General features: G+C 34.7%; 16 protein-coding genes and 1 tRNA gene. 4 read left to right on the top strand and 13 right to left on the bottom strand.

Annotated features, from left to right (window positions below; translation table 11 throughout):
- Positions 1–46 precede the first annotated feature (46 nt).
- The 4 genes from FLS47_RS04590 to FLS47_RS04575 form a co-directional block, all read right to left on the bottom strand.
- Positions 47–814 (bottom strand): Rossmann-like and DUF2520 domain-containing protein, encoded by a 768-nt coding sequence (locus FLS47_RS04590; RefSeq protein ID WP_149913210.1) that lies wholly within the window; start codon positions 812–814, stop codon positions 47–49.
- 1 nt (position 815) lies between these two features.
- Positions 816–3,290: a heme lyase CcmF/NrfE family subunit gene (locus tag FLS47_RS04585; RefSeq protein WP_149913209.1), complete on the bottom strand. Its 2,475-nt coding sequence runs from the start codon at positions 3,288–3,290 to the stop codon at positions 816–818.
- Between the two features lie 28 nt (positions 3,291–3,318).
- Positions 3,319–3,729 (bottom strand): cytochrome c maturation protein CcmE domain-containing protein, encoded by a 411-nt coding sequence (locus FLS47_RS04580; protein WP_149913208.1) that lies wholly within the window; start codon positions 3,727–3,729, stop codon positions 3,319–3,321.
- A 189-nt stretch (positions 3,730–3,918) separates the two neighbouring features.
- A complete protein-coding gene (locus tag FLS47_RS04575; protein WP_149913207.1) occupies positions 3,919–5,169 on the bottom strand; it encodes a dicarboxylate/amino acid:cation symporter in 1,251 nt (416 codons plus the stop codon).
- A 63-nt stretch (positions 5,170–5,232) separates the two neighbouring features.
- Between FLS47_RS04575 and mnmD the strand changes: the two genes are divergently transcribed.
- The gene (gene mnmD, locus FLS47_RS04570) at positions 5,233–5,898 is read left to right on the top strand and encodes a tRNA (5-methylaminomethyl-2-thiouridine)(34)-methyltransferase MnmD (protein ID WP_149913206.1); all 666 of its coding nucleotides are present in this window, start codon (positions 5,233–5,235) and stop codon (positions 5,896–5,898) included.
- A gap of 70 nt (positions 5,899–5,968) precedes the next feature.
- Here the strand turns inward: mnmD and FLS47_RS04565 are convergent, their stop codons facing one another.
- From FLS47_RS04565 to FLS47_RS04555, 3 genes are read right to left on the bottom strand one after another with little or no spacing between them, the layout of a single operon-like run.
- Positions 5,969–6,469, bottom strand: a complete 501-nt coding sequence (locus FLS47_RS04565; protein WP_149913205.1) for an FKBP-type peptidyl-prolyl cis-trans isomerase — start codon at positions 6,467–6,469, stop codon at positions 5,969–5,971.
- Between the two features lie 35 nt (positions 6,470–6,504).
- Entirely contained in the window at positions 6,505–8,505 is a 2,001-nt protein-coding gene (locus FLS47_RS04560) for a thioredoxin domain-containing protein (RefSeq protein ID WP_149913204.1), read from the bottom strand.
- Between the two features lie 21 nt (positions 8,506–8,526).
- Positions 8,527–9,018, bottom strand: a complete 492-nt coding sequence (locus FLS47_RS04555) for a SixA phosphatase family protein (RefSeq protein ID WP_149913203.1) — start codon at positions 9,016–9,018, stop codon at positions 8,527–8,529.
- Positions 9,019–9,104: 86 nt separating this feature from the next.
- On the opposite strand from FLS47_RS04555, the gene FLS47_RS04550 reads away from it, so the two are divergent.
- Positions 9,105–9,191: transfer RNA gene (locus FLS47_RS04550), tRNA-Ser, on the top strand.
- Between the two features lie 267 nt (positions 9,192–9,458).
- Positions 9,459–10,982 carry a sulfatase-like hydrolase/transferase gene (locus tag FLS47_RS04545; RefSeq protein WP_149913202.1) on the top strand — a complete coding sequence of 508 codons (1,524 nt, stop codon included), beginning with the start codon at positions 9,459–9,461 and terminating at the stop codon, positions 10,980–10,982.
- 53 nt (positions 10,983–11,035) lie between these two features.
- On the opposite strand, the gene FLS47_RS04540 is transcribed toward FLS47_RS04545, so the two are convergent.
- Complete coding sequence (locus FLS47_RS04540) at positions 11,036–12,079, bottom strand: hypothetical protein (RefSeq protein WP_149913201.1); 1,044 nt, start codon at positions 12,077–12,079, stop codon at positions 11,036–11,038.
- A 147-nt stretch (positions 12,080–12,226) separates the two neighbouring features.
- Complete coding sequence (locus FLS47_RS04535; RefSeq protein WP_149913200.1) at positions 12,227–13,063, bottom strand: glycosyltransferase family 2 protein; 837 nt, start codon at positions 13,061–13,063, stop codon at positions 12,227–12,229.
- A gap of 521 nt (positions 13,064–13,584) precedes the next feature.
- On the opposite strand from FLS47_RS04535, the gene FLS47_RS04530 reads away from it, so the two are divergent.
- Complete coding sequence (locus tag FLS47_RS04530) at positions 13,585–14,331, top strand: glycosyltransferase family 2 protein (protein ID WP_149913199.1); 747 nt, start codon at positions 13,585–13,587, stop codon at positions 14,329–14,331.
- A gap of 7 nt (positions 14,332–14,338) precedes the next feature.
- On the opposite strand, the gene FLS47_RS04525 is transcribed toward FLS47_RS04530, so the two are convergent.
- The 4 genes from FLS47_RS04525 to FLS47_RS04510 are packed head-to-tail and all read right to left on the bottom strand — an operon-like array spanning position 14,339 to position 18,970.
- Positions 14,339–15,106, bottom strand: coding sequence for a capsular polysaccharide synthesis protein (locus FLS47_RS04525; RefSeq protein ID WP_149913198.1), 768 nt, complete (start codon positions 15,104–15,106; stop codon positions 14,339–14,341).
- A gap of 4 nt (positions 15,107–15,110) precedes the next feature.
- Positions 15,111–15,827 (bottom strand): glycosyltransferase, encoded by a 717-nt coding sequence (locus FLS47_RS04520; RefSeq protein ID WP_149913197.1) that lies wholly within the window; start codon positions 15,825–15,827, stop codon positions 15,111–15,113.
- A 45-nt stretch (positions 15,828–15,872) separates the two neighbouring features.
- A complete protein-coding gene (locus FLS47_RS04515) occupies positions 15,873–17,366 on the bottom strand; it encodes an NADH-quinone oxidoreductase subunit N (RefSeq protein WP_149913196.1) in 1,494 nt (497 codons plus the stop codon).
- Complete coding sequence (locus tag FLS47_RS04510; RefSeq protein WP_149913195.1) at positions 17,366–18,970, bottom strand: complex I subunit 4 family protein; 1,605 nt, start codon at positions 18,968–18,970, stop codon at positions 17,366–17,368. Before FLS47_RS04510 ends, FLS47_RS04515 begins: the two co-directional genes overlap by 1 nt.
- Between the last annotated feature and the right edge of the window lies 1 nt (position 18,971).

Below are 18,971 nucleotides of genomic sequence, written 5' to 3'. Positions count from 1 at the left end.
CATTCAGACAGCTTATAGCACTTTTGCTTATTTCGTAATTAAAAGACTAGTTAGTATATCTTTTAATAATAAAATCTGTTAATACTTGATATATTTTGCTTTCCTCTGGGTATTGAGTTAAGAATTGTAAATGCTTATCTATGATATTGAAATCGCCTCTGCGCGCAGGGCCAGTTTGGGTGTCAACAGGCATATGGTTTTGAACTTTTATTGCTGTTTCTAAAATTATAGGTTTCAGCAATTCAAAGTCTAAATTTTCCTTGTCCATTATTTCCTTTGCCATCAAAAATAACGCATTGCTAAAGTTGTTGGCGATTACTGCAGACAAGTGTAGAGCTAGCCTTTGTTGCGAAGTACAAGCAAATGTTTTAGGTGCGATTGCCTGAATTAATGAAAAAAGCTTTTCAAAAGTCTGTGTAGAATTACCTTCTATTCCAAATGGGATTACAGAAAGATCTGTTTCTATAGCTTTGTTTATACTTTGGGGTGGATAAATAACACCAAAATTTATAAAATTAGCTAACACATCTAAGTTTGTTGCGCCAGAAGTGTGTGCAACTATTCCTTGTAAAGATTTTGGTAAATCAGCTATTAAGGCATGGATAGCGCTATCGGAAACAGCGATAATATACAAATCCGCTTCTGTATTAATTTGTGTTAAATCATCTGTAGCTGCGCTATTTACAACATTAGCCAATGCTTGCGCATTGGCTAATGTACGACTGTATACTTGTAAAATCGTGTTATTGGCTGAATATAACGCCTGTGCTAGATGTGTAGCAATATTTCCACTACCAATAATAACGATATTCATTTTATTCTGCAGGTTGAGGTTTGGATTTGGCTTCTTTGATGCGTCTTACGATTGCCATAATGAAACCAATAGTCATAATAATAGTACCAGCCCAGAAGAAATTGATGTATGGGAATTTAATCGCTTTGAATACAATCCACTTTTTCTCCGGTAAAGGTTTTTGATAAACCATGATTTCTAATTTATCCTTGTCCGGAACTATATTCGTAAATCTGAACTTCAAACCTTGTTCTGTTACATCTTTGTTGAAATCAAATGCATTACCATCTTTTAATAAAAAGATAGGCTCCGCTTTATATTCTTTTTGATCTGCCGCAATAACTTTGATTTTCAACCCAACGATGATATCGTCTGCTTTCAAAGGAATATTCTCCAATTTAGCTTCTTTATTTACACCCTCAATTACGAAAATTCCATTGCGGTAACGTAAAGTATCACCTATATTAACTTCATAAGTTGCTGGCTCATCGTATTCTTCAAAACCAGTTTTTTCTTCATTTTTAATTTTGTTTAATGGAGCATGCGAATCTGCAGCAGCAGCAGTGATCAAAGTATATATATCATGCGAAATATAGTGACGTGTATCAGGTGTACCAATCAATCCACCCATTTCTGGGTTGTTTTGCGCAAATGGACTTAGTGTAAATGATTCTTTCACTTTACCACTTTCCTCATCAATTTTCTCGTATTTGATATGGTAATAAACATTTGGTGCAGATACGCTGTCTCCTGTATATGTTATGCGGTATTCTCCCATTTGTACAGGTTCGCCTTCTGTCAAGAAAAGATTTTCACCAGGATCGGTAAACTTATCACCTTCTTTACCAAAATTCTTTACGCCGATGTAGCCACTTTGATTAACAGACATAACCTCGTTTGTAGCAGCCGCAACTAAAGCACCCACAACCAATAAACCGAAACCAATATGTGAAACTGCAGAGCCTGTTAATTTCCATTTGCCTTTAACGGCATCACCAAGAATACGTACGTTAACGACCACAGAGAAAATACCTGTGAACATAATGAGTATATACATTACGTTGGTGTATGTCTTAGTCAGATAAATAGCTCCTGCAGAAAGTACAATTGAGACAATTAAAGAAGCTATTGTAGCAGCCCAGAATTTATTTGAATCAGAACGCTTGTATTTCAAGAATTGTGCAATCGCGGTTAACAATAGAATAACTACAGCAAAAGCACCTTGCCATTTGTTATAATGTGCAATAGGGTCAATAGGAGGTGCTACTTTTGTTCCGAATAATGCATTGAATACTGGGATAGAAGTTGTAGCAATCATTTGTACGCAGGCAACTGTCAATACCAATGCGCCTATGAATAACCAAAATTCTCTTGAATAAATTTCTTCTTCTTTTTGCGTAGTAGGAAGTTCTTTTCTTCTCCAGATCAATAAACCGATCATGATTAAGAGAAACGATAAGTTGAAGATTATCAACTGTCCTGACATTCCTAAACTGGTGAAAGAGTGTACAGATGTTTCACCTAAAATACCCGAACGTGTCAAGTAGGACGCATAGATTACCAATACAAAACTTACTAACGATAATAATGTAGCGGTAAAAAATCCATGACCTGAATGTTTGAAAGCTAAAATAACGTGTACTGCCGCGATCAGTGTAAACCAGGGAATAATAGAAACATTTTCTACAGGATCCCAAGCCCAGAAACCACCGAAGTTTAAAGCTTCATATGCCCAGAAAGAGCCCATAATAATACCCGCACCTAAGATCATCACAGCAAATAGTGCCCAAGGTAATCCTGGAGTTGCCCATTCTTTGTAACGACGTGTCCACAATCCAGCTGCCGCATAGGCAAATGGAACAATCATCGAAGCGAAGCCTAAGAATAAAGTAGGAGGGTGGATAACCATCCAATAATTTTGTAGTAGAGCATTAAGACCTTTACCATCAATCATAGAAAGATAATTGGGGTCTTTAAAAATTGGCACATCCATTGCATCACGCAGTAGGATAAATGGCGAACTACCAATTCGGCTTCCTAATATTTCCACTCCAATAAGCATACTTGCTAAGAAAGTCTGACAAAGCATGACAAAGGTCATTACAGGAGCTTCCCAAGATTTGGCACGGAATAAAAGCACGATACCAATCACCATTTGCCAAAACATCCACAACCAAAAACTACCTTCTTGACCTTCCCAGAATGAGGAAATAATATAATGTGTTGGCAACGTAGTATCCGAGTGTGACCACACGTAGTAGTACTCGAACATATGGTTGTAGATCATGTAGAACAATAAGGAACCTATCGTAACTACTGAAATAGCATTGAGTATAAAACCTATACGACCCATTTTTTTCCATGATTTCTCATCAGGGTTTTTGGTCGCAAAAAAGTAACTTATTAAGGAAAATAAAGCCGCTCCAAATGACAAAATCACAAAGAACTGACCTATCTTACCAGGCAAAAGGTTTTCACCTATGTAATTGATATCCATCGATTAATATTATTGCTAAAAAATATGCCTATAAAGAAGCACTTGTTCTTACAGCTTCTTTGATTTCCATTTCGTCTTTATTGTACTTAGAAGGACATTTCATCAAGATTTTAGAAGCATGAAATGTGTCTCCCTCCATTTTTCCTGTTAAAACAATTTGTTCTGAACGTTCAATATCTTGGGGTTTTGATCCATTAAATACAACTTTACATTCCGTACTATCGTTGTCGTACATGTAAAAAGAAAAATGGTTGGCATCTTGAACTGGATCGTAGAATAAATCCTTTTCCTTATTCAATACACCGACTACGTATAATTCAGTCTTTTTTTCTTTTGCTTCAGAAAATGTTGAATACGTACTTGAATCTGTATAGATAACCAAAATCATTGCTATAGCTACAGCAATAATTACAATCAGAATGATTGAACTTTTTTTCATACTAAATTTTCTCTAATCCAACTACAAAATTACGAAAAGGTAATTGAAAGAATGAATTTACAAAGTTTAGCTATTTATTTAGAATTATTCTTAATAGGACAGGGTGTTTTGTGTAACCTGTTGATTTTATTCTTCTTAACGTATGGTATTAAAATATTGTTGAGTTGAAATATTAATACAACTGCAATTTTACAATTCTGTGGAATGTACTTCTGAAATAGACGATTTAATAAATTTGTCGCCCGAAAATCTAGTTACCAGCATTGCAGCTACTGTATCACCTGTGGCATTAAGAATTGTAGCAAGTGGATCGACTAACGCACCAATAATCATAATTGCAGGGACAGCTTCATTTGGTATGCCATAAATGGAAATCATCAGCATCTCACCAATAAAGCCTCCATTGGGAATGCCACCGGCTACCATGCTGACCAATAAGGTAATTCCTACTGCCGTAATCATCGTCGTGGGTTCGAAAAAATTCCAATCTAATATTGCAAAGGCCACATATATTTTAAGAATAGAGGAAATAGAAGAACCGTTTTTGTATAATGTATTTCCTAACGGAACGACTACAGATGCAATATAATTAGGGACACCCATTTTCTTTGCGGCAAGCAAATTAGCTGGCAATGTAGCTAAGCTACTGCAGGTGCTGACAGCTGTCAAAGATGGTGTAATATTGGACCGCCAATAATCTTTTACTCCAGAATTACCATTCGCTATAAAAGCATACAAGGAGTAAATACTAAAAAAGAAAACTATTCCAAAAATGTAATAGAATGCTAGTGGTTTGGCGTAAAATCCAAACAATTCAGGACCTAGAGATTGAACTTGATATGCGAAATAAGCCCCCAAGCCAATTGGACCGAGTTGCATGACTAAGGTCAATAAGTTTTTCATTACTTCGTTTCCTGCAATTAGGAAATTCAAAAATGGCTTCCCAGCCTCTCCACTTTTTCGTACTGATATACCGATAAGGAAAGAGAATATAACGAAGGCTAGGATATTTTGTCTAGATAGTAAGTTTACGAATTCACCAACACTTACAAAACGAACGAGTTTATCGCCCCAAGTGTCTTCGGGATTTGAATTTAATGCTTCCGTAATTGCGCTTGAGTCTTTAATAGCCGTTACGGGAAATGCCCACAAGCCGAAAATAGTAAGAATCGCTGCGATAGCGATTGTACTGATAAATACAGCACTCATCACACCGAGTATTTTACCTAATTTTCCGTTGCTTTCAATATTGGCAATAGCTGACGATATTGCGAAAAACAGTAATGGAATAACAGCAACAAAAAGTAAATTCAAAAAGATATCTCCAATAGGTTTTATATACTGTACCGTATCTGGCAGGAACAAACCAACCAAACTGCCGATGGTTATACCGACTAAAAGTAACATAATACTGTTATAACTTTTAAGAATAGTTTTCATGTAGAGATAATCTAAAGCTAAAATAGTTTTTTTGTTTTAGATTTGACTCAAAAAATATGGATTATGGATTTTGTGACGACAGGCGACGGTTCGAAAACTATTTTTAACGCACAGATAGGAGAGAATTACCACTCCAAGCACGGTGCTTTACAAGAAAGCAAACATGTGTTTTTGAAAACTGGCTTACAGTTTTATTTAGAAAGGGAAAACGCAACAGAAGCTGCTGTTTTGGAAATAGGTTTTGGTACAGGATTGAATTTTATTTTAACAGCAGATTTTTGCATTTCTGAAAATATCAAATTGGATTATTGCGGGATAGAAGCTTTTCCATTAGAAAGAGAAGTGAACGAGAATATTGGTTACAATGAGTATGTGTCAGAAGGACTGTGGGCGGATTATCTCGGAAATTATGAGCAAGGATTAAAGCAGGAAGTTCAGCTAAATAACGGTATTTCTTTGGCAATTGCGCACACAAAGGTTTTAGAGTTTTCATCTTCCAAGTTATTTGATGTCATCTACTTTGATGCATTTGCAGCTATTCATCAACCCGAAATGTGGTCAGATGAAACACTGACGCATGTTTCGAAATTCCTTAAGCCTGGAGGTGTGTTCGTGACTTATGCTATTACCGGAAATCTAAAACGAAGTATGAAGGCTTTAGGTTTTACGATAGAGAAAGCACCTGGTGCTCCAGGAAAAAGAGAAATGCTACGCGCAGTAAAGTTGTAGTTTCTAGTATAGTCACTAAACAAGAAAGCCGATTTGTAAAAATCGGCTTTCTTATGCTATTCAATATGAATTAGTGACCTTCAGTACCGTCAACACCGTGCGCATGTCCGTGAGACAATTCTTCTTCTGTTGCAGGACGTACGTTTAATACTTCAATTTCGAAGCTTAAAGATTTTCCAGCCATTGGGTGGTTTAAGTCAGCAATTACAGCCTCAGGAGTTACTTCAACTACTACTGCGCGGAATTGATTGCCTTGGTTGTCTTGTAATGGTAATACTTCGCCAACTGGAGGTAAACCAGTTTCTTGGAACATTTCAGCAGGTAATTGAGCGATCGCTTTGTCGTCTCTTTCGCCGTATGCGTCAGCTGCAGCTAAGTCAAAAGATGTTTTATCACCTTCGTTTAATCCTGCGATGTTCTCCTCAAATTTTGGTAACATCATGCCTACGCCATATAAAAATGTTAAAGGGTTTTCTGTAGTCGTTTGTTCAACAAATGTTTTTTCGCCGTTTTCTTCAGTTGTGTGAAGAATGTAATTCAACGTTACTACGTTGTTGTTTTCTATTGCCATTTTGTAATGATTATGAGATGCTTTACATCCCGTTTTTATTTGATTAATTCTAAAAGTTGTGTAATCGACGATTGTGGAAGACTACAAGTTTTATTTCGACAAAGGTATGCTTTTGACAGCAATTGTTCCTTATTTATTAACAATGGAAGTGTACTTTTTGTTCCTCCCAGAAAAATTTTATTCGGTATATATTGCTTGGAATCTATTTCCTTACGCCATTCTAAAGCGTTTTCGCCAGTTAGCGCAATTTCATTTGTGCCATAGTGATGCTCTAACAACTGTATAGCCCAATTGGAATACGCCGAACCGTAGCTTTTGATGTGCGGAAATACATTGGCAAAAACTTGATCGGCAATGGCCGTGAAATCCTCATTGTCTAAAAGTAAACCCAATTTGTACAATTGACGTACTATGGTAGATGAAGAAGCTGGGATTACATTATCCATTATTTCACTTTTGCGTGCGATAAGTTCTTCCGCGTTAGAAGATGTGTAGTAAAATGTTTTTACTTCCGCATCATAAAATAATTTGATGGCTTTATCAGCCAAATCTTTTGCGTTGTAAATCCACTTTTCTTCAAAAGTAGCTTCATATAGCGCGATATAACTTTCGATTGTGAAGGCATAATCATCCAAAAATCCTTCAATTTTTCGATTCTGATCTTCGGGCTGATGCAAAAGTATATCATTTGACATGCATTCTCTTTCGATAAAATGAGCAATGCCCAAAGCTAAATCCAAATGCGCTGAATCGTCAAATACACGGTAAGCATCTACGAGTCCTTTCAGCAAAAGTGCGTTCCATGTAGTTAATTGTTTGTGGTCTAATCCTGGACGTACGCGATGGCTTCGGTAAGCCAATAATTTAGCTTTAATTTCTTTTAAATACGAATACCGTTCTTCCTCAGAAAATCCAGCATCTTGAATTAATTTGTTGTTTGATGAATCGACAAATGGAATATTAATCTGCTCTTCTGACCAATTTCCATTCTTCGTAATGTTATAGTATTCACGTGCTAAATCTGCATCCTCGCCTAGAACATCAAATTCACTATAATCGAATGTGTAAAATTTACCTTCTACTCCTTCACTGTCTGCATCCAATGCGGAATAGAATCCACCGTTGTCGGCTAACATTTCTCGTTTGGCCCATTCTATTGTTTCAAAAACTACATTTCTATAGCGTGAATTTGGCTTTTGTTGATATGCCTCGCTGTACAAACCTATCAATTGACCATTATCATATAACATTTTCTCGAAATGAGGCACATGCCATTTGCCATCAACTGAATAGCGTGAAAAACCGCCGCCGATGTGATCATAAATTCCACCGTTAGCAATTTTTTCTAATGTGAAATGCACATGGTTGATCGTTTCTTCATCTTGTGAAAGTACGCCGTAGCGAAGAAAGAATAACCAATTATTTGGTAGCGGAAATTTGGGTGCTCTTCGATAGCCACCATCACGTAGATCAAATTGTTCTTTCCACGGTAGTATTATAGTTTTAATATCTTGAATGCTATATTCTTCAGCTATAGGAGCAATGGAGAGTTTTTCAGCCTTGTTGATTCCTGCTGTCAACCTTTCCGCATAGTCAATAGCTGTTTGTGGTGTTTCTTCCCACATTTGAGCAATTTGTAACAGTACACTTTGCCAATCGTGTGGTTTGAAATAAGTACCTCCATAAATAGGTCTTCCGTCGGGCAAGCAAATCACATTCAGTGGCCAGCCTCCTGCATTCGTCATCAATTGAACTGCAATCATGTAGATCTGATCGATATCAGGTCTTTCTTCGCGGTCGATTTTGATCGAAACGTAAAATTTGTTCATGGTTTCGGCGATGGCTTCATTTTCAAAACTTTCGCGTTCCATCACATGACACCAGTGACAGGCAGAATAGCCTATACTTATTAAGATGAGTTTATTTTCTTTTTTTGCTTTAGCGAGCGCCTCTTGTCCCCAAGGAAACCAATGTATAGGATTGTGCGCGTGCTGCTTTAGATATGGAGAATTCTCGTGTTGAAGTTTGTTTGCCATATCTAACGAAGGTACTGAAAATTATTCAGTGATAACAGTTTCTAAATGGCAGGTGCCTCCTGATACTTCGCTAAAATTAAAGTTTTCCGGCAGTCTAATTTTTGATACATGCGAAGTTTTTAGATCGATGAAAGAATCACATAAATAATTTGTCAAATCCGATAATCCTGGATTGTGCCCAAATATCAAAACGGTTTCTATGCTATCATCTATCAGATTTATTACTTTCAAAATTTCTCTGTAATAAGCTTCATATATTTCTTTCTCTTGTTGAATGGACGTTATTGGATAATCAATATGCTTGCAGAATACATGCGCAGTTTGTATTGCGCGATTGGCACTTGAACTGATAACTAGGTTTTTGCTTTCAACAAGTTCTTGTTTTAACTTTTTAGCTACAATTTCAGCTCTCTCTTTCCCTTTTTGTACAAGATTTCGCTCATAATCTCTTTTCAGAAATGAATGATTTTCAGCTTTACCATGGCGAATAAGAAAGAGTGTTTTAGTTTTCATACTAATAAAGATAAGAGAAACTAAATAGATTTAAATAATGTCTTTGAAATTTAGCGTTTTTCATTACTTTTGCCCACATACCATACAGAGAGGTGTCCGAGTGGTTGAAGGAGCTAGCCTGGAAAGCTAGTATACGGGTAACTGTATCGAGGGTTCGAATCCCTTCCTCTCTGCATCAATAAAAGTTCAATCTTAAGATTGGACTTTTTATTTTTTTAAAAGATATTGTAGCCATTACTATCCATAAAATCATTACAAATATGGCATTTGCAGCATATGTGATTTTCATTTGAATAAAATTTCTTATATATTTGTAAATTTACATAATATTTATTCATTACAGTTGTCTTATTGATTAAATTCCTGAACCTTTATCTATTTTTAGTTTATAAGTCACAAGTTTTAATCTTTATGTTGAACCATTTAATTATATACACAATATGATAAGAATTTTGGTGTTTATTCGGACAAGTTTAGTAGTTGTTAATTTGTTAATAATTCAAATGTTGATAGCTCAAACTGATAGTTATAAACCAAATGTTATAATTATATATGCCGATGATTTAGGATATGGAGATTTAAGTAGTTATGGTGCGATTGACATTCAAACTCCAAACTTAGATAAATTGGCCAAAGAAGGTACAAGATTTACGAATGCTCATAGTACATCTGCTACATGTACACCTTCTCGTTTCGCTTTAATTACAGGAAATTATCCTTGGAGATTACAAGGAACAGGTGTATTGCCTGGAGATGCTAAATTGATAGTTCCAATACATAAAACATCATTACCGAAAGTTTTTAAAAAATCTGGATACAAAACTGCTATAGTAGGTAAGTGGCACTTGGGGTTAGGAAACGCGGTAGAGAAGGATTGGAATCAAGATATAAGACCAGGACCAAATGAAATTGGTTTCGATTATTCTTTTATATTTCCCGCAACTGCAGATCGTGTTCCTACGGTTTTCTTGGAAAATCATCGTGTAGTAGGTTTAGATGCATCTGATCCAATCCGTGTAAACTATGTTGAGAAGGTAGGAGCTGATCCTACTGGAAGAGACAATCCCGAGCTTTTGAAAATGAAAGCATCTCCTAATCATGGACACAACAATACTATCGTAAATGGAATTGGTCGAATTGGCTATATGGAAGGCGGACACAAGGCTCGTTGGGTAGACGAAGAAGTCTCAGGGACATTCTTACATGTTGCCCAAAATTTTATTGAAGAAAATAAAATACGTCCATTTTTTCTATTATTTTCCCTAACAGAGCCACATGTGCCTAGGATGCCTGCTACATATTTCAAAGGTAAAAGCAAACTTGGCTACAGAGGTGATGCAATCTTACAATTAGATTGGACTGTGGGACAGATTATGAAACAATTGGATCAATTAGGTATTTCTAAAAATACAATTATTGTTTTTACAAGTGATAATGGACCGGTATTGGACGATGGATATCAGGATGAGTCTGTTGAAAAGAATAATAATCATAAATCAGTAGGACCCTTTAGGGGTGGCAAATACAGTATTTTTGAAGCGGGAACACGTGTTCCGTTTATAATTGCTGGAAAGGGGATTCGAAAAAATTATGTATCTAATGCGCTATTTAGTCAAATCGATCTTATAGCATCATTTGCCCAAATGCTGGAGCAGCCCAATCCAATGGACGCAAAAGATAGTGAAGCATTATTTTCTACATTGCAAGGTCTAGACGATAAGGGAAGATCTTATTATATTAAACAAGGTTATTCTTTAGCTATCATCAAAGATAATTGGAAATATATAGAGCCTAGCAATGCTTCGGAATACAATCCATTGACAGATATTGAGCTTGGTAATTCTAAATTACCTCAACTTTATAACTTGACTATCGATCAAGGGGAAAAATATAATCTAGCTTCTAAATATCCAGAAAAATTGAAAGAATTAAAAGAATTGCTGGAGATGGAAAGAAGGAAATAACTCGACTAAATAGTACACACTGTAAGCTAAGTTTTTTTATATGAGGGCCTTATTTATGTAAATACTAATTCTTTACGAGGAAGTGTTATTGGAATATGATTTTCGAGATTTAGTATATATCTAATCCAATTCTTAAAACTGTATTTTTCGCGAATTATTGGGTCAACTTCAATGTAAGGGACATTTAGAAAGGACTCTAATTCATTAGTATTTGTGCTATTCCAAACAAAAATATTTTCAGGTCGGTAAAAGTCATATTTCTTTATTTCTGGATTTGATGTGATAAGTTTTTTTCCATATCCTAATGATTCAAAAGCCCGAAAAGTTAATCCCTGATGTATAGGGTTATGCATATCAATTAGTACTGATGCTTTAAGTGTGTGATTAAGGTTTTCTTTATAATTTATAAATTGGGATATATGCGTTAAACCATTCTTTAATATATCTTTTCTTTCGCTACTGCTGTTGGTATATAGCATAATATTATCTTTAATATTATTGGTATTCAGTACATTTTTTAAGTCTATAATATGTTCCATCCTTTCTGGAATGTAGCTCCCAATGAAGTATGCTTCATCATTTATAGGTTTATACTCTTGTGGATTAGCTATATCGAAATAGAAATTTGTGGTAGGTAAAGTACTGGCATTCTTTAAATCTTCAGCATCGAAAACATAAAATTTGTCGAATACAGGTATATAGTCATTAATAAAAGGGAATCGTTTAAGTCCATCCCACTGATAACCTATCAAAGTGTTTACCTTTGATTTTAAAGCTTCTAGGAACTCAATTGGAAAAAAATCAGGACGTATAAATAGTCCATAATCACATTGTGGAATAGTATCTAATATACTTATTAGGTGATCTTTATGACCTTGAGCTCTTAATTTTTCTTTATGCGAATAATCATTAAAAAATGTTTTTCTATAACAATTATATAATCGATCTCCTAAACATTTATATTTGAAAGGTATGCCTTGGATCGTAGAAAAATCAATTACGAGGAATCCTAGAGAAGTTAATTCACTTTTTATAGCATCTGAAAATCCGAAGTTAGTAGGGGCTCCAAATAAAATTGTTTCTTTAGTGTGCGGCATACTTATAGTTTGTTTACTTACTTATACATTATACAACGTATAAATCAGCAAAAATGCTACACATTATATGCTAAAAAAGGTTAAATTTTAAAAAAAGAATTACTAATTTCTTTAATCATAGGTGAAAGATTATTAAAATTAATTCAATTATCTTTTTTTAGTAAGTAATAAGTAATCGTTGTAGCTTTTCCAAATCCAAAATTGTCCCACAATAATTTTGGGTATAACATTGAAAAGAAGAATTTTAATGTTATATAGTTTATATGAGGTATTAGAATGTAGATGGTTAAAAATCATTTTGTTACGAAAGTAAATTTGTTTTATTTTTTTCTTAGAGGCAGATGATTTAATCGACACTGAGCCTTGATGGTAAGATATCGCTTCTCTTATAAAATAACTCTTCCAACCTTTTTGAGACGCTCGATAACTAAGATCATCATCTTCAAAATAATAAGGACTATAAATGGGGTTAAATCCACTTAATTCGTTCAATTTTGCCGTATCATAAATTGAGTTTGCGCCTGATATAAAATGCGTTTCGTTGTTAATGTGATTTGGATATTTTTTTATAGTAAATAATCCTTTGCGATAAAGGATACCTGTATTTTGAGGATGAGTACTATCATCTTTAGCTATTCCTGTGATAGAAAATATGCTGTCATTTGTAAAATGACTTAAACATATTTGGATATATGTAGGGGTAAGTTCAATGTCTGAATTTAAGAGTAACAAATATTTACCTTTGCAATGTGAAATTCCGTTATTACAAGTTTTCGAAAATCCTAAATTAACATCGTTTTTCACAACCTTAATATCAGGATAATTTTGCTGTAAAAAAATTATTGAGTCGTCTTTTGAACAATCGTCAACTATAATTATTTCATGGGATACTCCAGCATATTCTAATGCAGCTTGAATTGAGGGTATATTTTTTTTTAATAATTCTTTTCCGTTATAATTAGGAATTAGTACACTTAATAACATATAATTCTCATTCGCATGGTTTATAATATTAAACGCAGCGACGGGTAATAATACTACATTTAATTTATTTAACTTTTATTCAAGTTTGTTAATCGAACATACCTTGTCCTACATGGATTTTATAATTTTGGACTTTATTAACATATTGAATGATCTTCCAAACATACTCATAATTTACTTTATTTATTAATTTTCGATTATTAAAATTTGCTATGGATTGTGTTTAAAAGGGATGTTTTGGTGATTTGTAGTATTTAGTGTTCTTACAAATAAGGTAAAGATATTTAATAGTTGAATTACTATTGGATTGAATTAATCTCTCTTAAATAAAGGTTATGTTTTATTTTAAAATCACTATGATAAAATATCGAACTCATTTAAAATATTTGAAAGGTCGCTAACAATTTATAGTTTTACAATCAATTGTAGGTATTAGGTTGTTTAATTTAAGCTTCATTCGGAATAATTGAAATACTACACTAAATCTTATTATATATTTAATTGCAAAATCTAGAAGAATAATGTTGGTAAGTGTCGTAATTCCTTGTTTTAATCATGGACTTTATTTAGAAGAAACCGTTCAAAGTGTCTTGAATTCGAAGTATGATGAGTTGGAAATAATTATAGTAGATGATGGTTCCACTGATAATTCTAAGGAAATTGCAATGTTATTATGTTCAAAATTTAGCAATGTTAGTTATTATTTTCAAGCTAATTCAGGTCCTTCTGTAGCACGAAATTTTGGAATCTCTCAGTCCTCTGGTGAATATATCTTGCCGTTGGACGCCGATGACCTAATAAGCGACAATTACATAGTAGAAGCTATTAGTAAGTTGAACGAAGATCCCGATTTGAAAGTAGTTTATGCTAAAGCCCATAAGTTTGGAAAAGTAAATAAGCCATGGAGTCTTAAGAAGTTTTCGCTATATAACCTTGCAATGGATAATCTAATTTACGTAAGTGCTATATTTAGAAAATCGGATTGGGAGCGTGTAAATGGCTATACAGAAAATAAGGTTTTGGTGCGCGAGGATTGGGAATTTTGGATTAAGCTTTTAAAGGATGGAGGAAAAGTAATTCAACTGCCTTTTGTAGGATTCTATTATCGTATACATACGACTTCGCGTCGCAAAAGCATGTCGACAGATAAGAAGAATGCAGAAATAGATTATTTAAATCAGCACCATAGCGAATTTTTCAAGAAATATTTAAATGGCCCACTTCGTAGAAATAGATCTTTATCTAAATTGATAAATATGTTTTCTTAAGCTACACTTAATTTCTGTGGTAAATTCCCGCATTCTTTTCTTGATCTACAGGTAAGCTAACAGAAATGTGTTGTTTGTATTTTAATATTTTGGGATGAAAAACATTACCAAATAAAGTCCATTCGAGTGGATACTTTGTTGATCTCTTTTGATATTTGAACTTTATTATATTGAATATTTCTTTGAAAATGTTGCCTTTCGGAAGTCTTTTTTCTCTTGGATGAATAGCTGGGTTTTCTTTTAAACAATCTAAATTTTGCGCTAAAATATTTTCTATACCCACTAAAATTTCCTTTGAAAGAAGTGTATTTGGCCTTGCAACCCAAGAAGGAACGACTATTAAATCTTGGTAATGTTCTGGGATAAAATTACCATATTCATCTAATACTTTTGCTGCACCTTTTTGAATTTCTTTACGGCCGATAATCCAAATTTTCGGGTCAACAAACTCAGCCCAAACGGATTTATAAGACACTAATGTCGCTTTGATGTCATGCCATCCACCGCCGTAGTGATGCATAAGATAGGCTCTTATATAGTCCGAACGATGAACAATACTGATATATTCGAATGCTTCCGAGAGCGGATAATCAGGTTTGATAAATTTTGACAAATTTTCACGTGTGATTAATGCAATTGGAACTTCTATATTCTGCATTAAAAAATCAAAAGATTTTTTTCTATTCGGAGACATTTCTCCACCCTCCCAATAGCACCAAATGACAAAGGGAACTCCATGTCGATAGCTTAATTCATTTGGAGATTGGATAAACATATTGTTAGATTTTATCTCTTCTTTTAGTGAATTTCAACCAATAATATTTTAATGGATTCGTATATTTCAATTGTTTCCAAGGTCTGCTACCATGGGGTTTGTGTAAGACTGGCGTATTGATAAGTACAAAGTTTTTAAAACCATTTTCTATCGAGGCATACGAAATACTTGTATCAAACCAATCTTTACTTTGATCCAAATTTTCAAAACTGAATTTCTCAAGAAAACTTAAACTAAGGAATGTACAGCAAAAACTAAGACTTCTATTCGTCTCGATAATATTTTCTTTTGTGTCTTTAAATTTTAGATATGGAAAGTTGATTTTCCCATCGTAATCTACGGTTATTGCTCCGATCATTCCTGCGTATGAGTTTGCTTGATGATAGTTCAATAATTTTTCAAAAGTGTCTGGGTTAACCTCTACATCTGACTCAACAATAATGAGTGGTAGTTGATGATGAATACTTTTCTTTTGCGCATCCTTCAAAACCGTAAAATAATTTGGCGAAGGAGAGTCAGTCAAAGATGAGAGATGAATGTAATGATAGCCTAATTCATCAGCTTTTGATTCTAATGTTTTAGAAATATTAGACTCGCTATAATCATCATATATATAGTAATCGACATGCAGATTGCTGTTTTTTATACTTTTAATAGTCACTAAAGTGTTTTCTAGTGAATTTTTAACAGGAGTGATGACGATAGCTTTATTTTGTATCATAGTTGGTACAAATGTATTACTTATTCCTAAGAAGTTCTGTAGTCTTTATTTAAATAATGTCAAAAGGATGTTAGGAAAAATGCCCAAAACCAATGTCGAAATACCTAAAACTACTGAAATGATATACACGATTTGTGTAGAAGTGGTCGGAAATATTTTTATTTCTTCGCCTTTGCGTAAGAAAGCAAATAAAGGAATTTTGAAGTAATAGAACAACGAAATTACCGATGTTAAAGCTCCTACAACCAATAAAATTAAGTAATAACGATTGTTGTTGAATTGGAATAAATCGAAGATAGAAGTAAAGACAAATAGTTTTCCGACAAATCCTGCAGTAGGAGGTAAGCCGACTAATGAAATACCCAATAGTGTAAGAATGCTAAACACTATAGGAAATTGTTTACCTAAACCTTGGTAATTCTCCAGTTGTGCTGAACCTGTTTTTTGCTCTAATACGTCGATTAATCCAAAAACTGCCAAGTTCATAATTGTATACACTGCGATGTAAAATAATAATACTTGCGGTTCCGAAGCTAAGTTTCCAACCAATGCCATCAGTAGAAAACCTGTATGACCAATGGAAGAATACGCCATCATACGCTTGATATTCGATTGACGCAAGGCAATTAAATTGCCGGCTAGCATGGTGACAATTGCCGCCACGCTTACCAATATTAATACCAATTCTGAGAAGAAGAATGATGTAGATGTCCATTCTTCAAAAAGGCGTGCTAATAAAACTAAAGCACCAATTTTAGGTACTGTAGATAAGAATGTTGTGATAGGAGTAGATGCACCTTCGTACACATCTGGTGCCCACATGTGGAAAGGCACAAAACTCAATTTGAAACCTATTCCCACAAACATAAACAGCAATGCTATGGATAATAATATTTTCGGTGCTTCTATTAATCCTTGAATATGTTCGAATGACGTGAAATCTAAATTTCCTGTAAATCCATATATCAAGGATAAACCGTAAAGCATAACAGCAGCGGAAACAGATCCGAAAAGCACATATTTCATCGAAGCTTCTGACTGCTTTTTGTTTTCCGAAAAATAACCCACCAAAATATACGAGCTTATCGAAACGGTCTCAATAGCAATGAATGCCAACAACCAATTGCTCGTCATTGTCAAAATATTCATCCCTAAAGCTGCAGCAAGCAATATACTGTACACATCACCTAAGTTTTTGCCAAACTTTTTATGCTGAAAATGTTGTTGTATAAAGATGATACAGATCAATAATGCAACTTGAATAATTCCTCTAGCGTATACCGAAAAATCGTCAATTGTGAGCATTCCAAAAAATCCATTCTGTGGTGCTCCTAATTGTTGTGTAGATAGAATTAATGATGTAACAATACCGATTATTGTGATAACAAAAGAACTCTGCTTCCAAATTTTATCCAAAAACAAAGTCGCTATAATACTTCCCAAGAAAGCAAATATCAAAGCCAACTCCGCTTTGAAAGCCGGAATAGATTGGATAACCTGGTCAAGTATGCTCGGTAATTGTATATTGATATCTTGCATTATAGATACTGTGTAACCAATGAAACTAAATTAAGAACCGTTGCGTTCATTTTGTCAAAAACCAATGAAGGCATGATTCCTAATAATAACGCTAATGCCAAAGTAGGGAACAGGATGGTACGCTCACGTGCACTGACATCCGTCAAAGCTAAAGCCCAATCTTCGCCACCTTTGAAACGTGTTAGTCCAAAAAACATACGTTGCAAAGTCCATAATAAATACGCTGCACTTAATAGAATACCTACCGAACCCGCAATTGCCATCCAGCGAGGTACACCAGTACCAACTGATTCAGCATTGAATGTTCCGATAATCACAAACGCTTCACCGATGAATGCAGAGAAACCAGGTAAGCCTAATGAGGCAAAGAAAGCTACAGCAACAAATCCTGTATAAGCTGGCATATGTGTAGCTAATCCACGGAAATTATGGATATTTCTGTCGTGTACACGGTCGTAAATGACTCCTACTAAAAAGAATAAAGCTGCTGATAAGAAACCATGTGAAAGCATTTGGAATAACGCACCTGAAATACCTTCAGCAGTTAAGGAGGCAACACCTAAAAGTACAAAGCCCATATGCGAAACAGAAGAATAAGCGATTAAACGCTTTAAATCTTTTTGTGCTAAGGCATTTAGAGCACCATATAAAATAGAGATCACACCTATTAATCCTAACCACCAATTGGCGTCAACCGCTGCATCTGGAAATATACTCAAACAGACACGGATAATACCGTATCCTCCGATTTTTAACAAAATACCCGCAAGTATAATGGAAACTGGAGTAGGTGCTTCCACGTGTGCATCAGGTAGCCACGTATGCAATGGAACGATGGGAACTTTGATTGCAAAAGCAATAAATAAGACGATAAAGCCCAACATACGTGCTGGTATCCCCAATACTTCGTAATAATTATTCAAGTATGCAAAGAATGAACCATCCACATAATTGTTAGGATTCATCATATGCAACATGTTGAACGTATGTGCGCCAGTTTCTGGGTTAATAACGGAGAAATATAAACCTACGATGATTAGCAGCATGAATACTGAACCAAATAGCGTATATATAAAGAACTTAATGGCTGCATATTCACGATTTGCACCTCCCCAAATTCCGATTAGGAAATATAATGGAAGCAACATTACTTCGTAGAAGATGTAGAAAAGGAAAAAGTCCAATGCACAGAAAATCCCCATTACCGCCATATTTAAAAGCATCAGCAGAGAGAAATAGCCTTTTGAACTCTTCGTCACATTCCAAGAAGCCCCAATGGCCATTAGCATGACAAAAGCACTCAATACCAATAATGGGAGCGATACACCATCTACGCCAAGGAAGTAATCAATTTCTAATTGACCTAAACTGCCCAAATCCAAACGTATCCAAGGAAGTTGTTCCACGAATTGAAAGCCATTGATTTGATTAATTCCTGTAGCAGCATTATCAAATTGGCTATACAACCAACCTGATAGCGCAAATTGCACAACCGTAATTCCCAAAGCAATATATTTATAGCTTTGGCGCATAGTCGCAGGCAACAGTAAAATTAAAGCTGTTGCAAGCAATGGCAAAAATATGAGTAGTGAGAGTAATCCCATT

The sequence above is a fragment of the Sphingobacterium cavernae genome, assembly GCF_008520265.1.
Lineage (GTDB): Bacteria > Bacteroidota > Bacteroidia > Sphingobacteriales > Sphingobacteriaceae > Sphingobacterium > Sphingobacterium cavernae.
The sequence above is the reverse complement of the archived record's forward strand: the minus strand, read 5'-3'. Positions and strand labels throughout refer to the sequence as shown.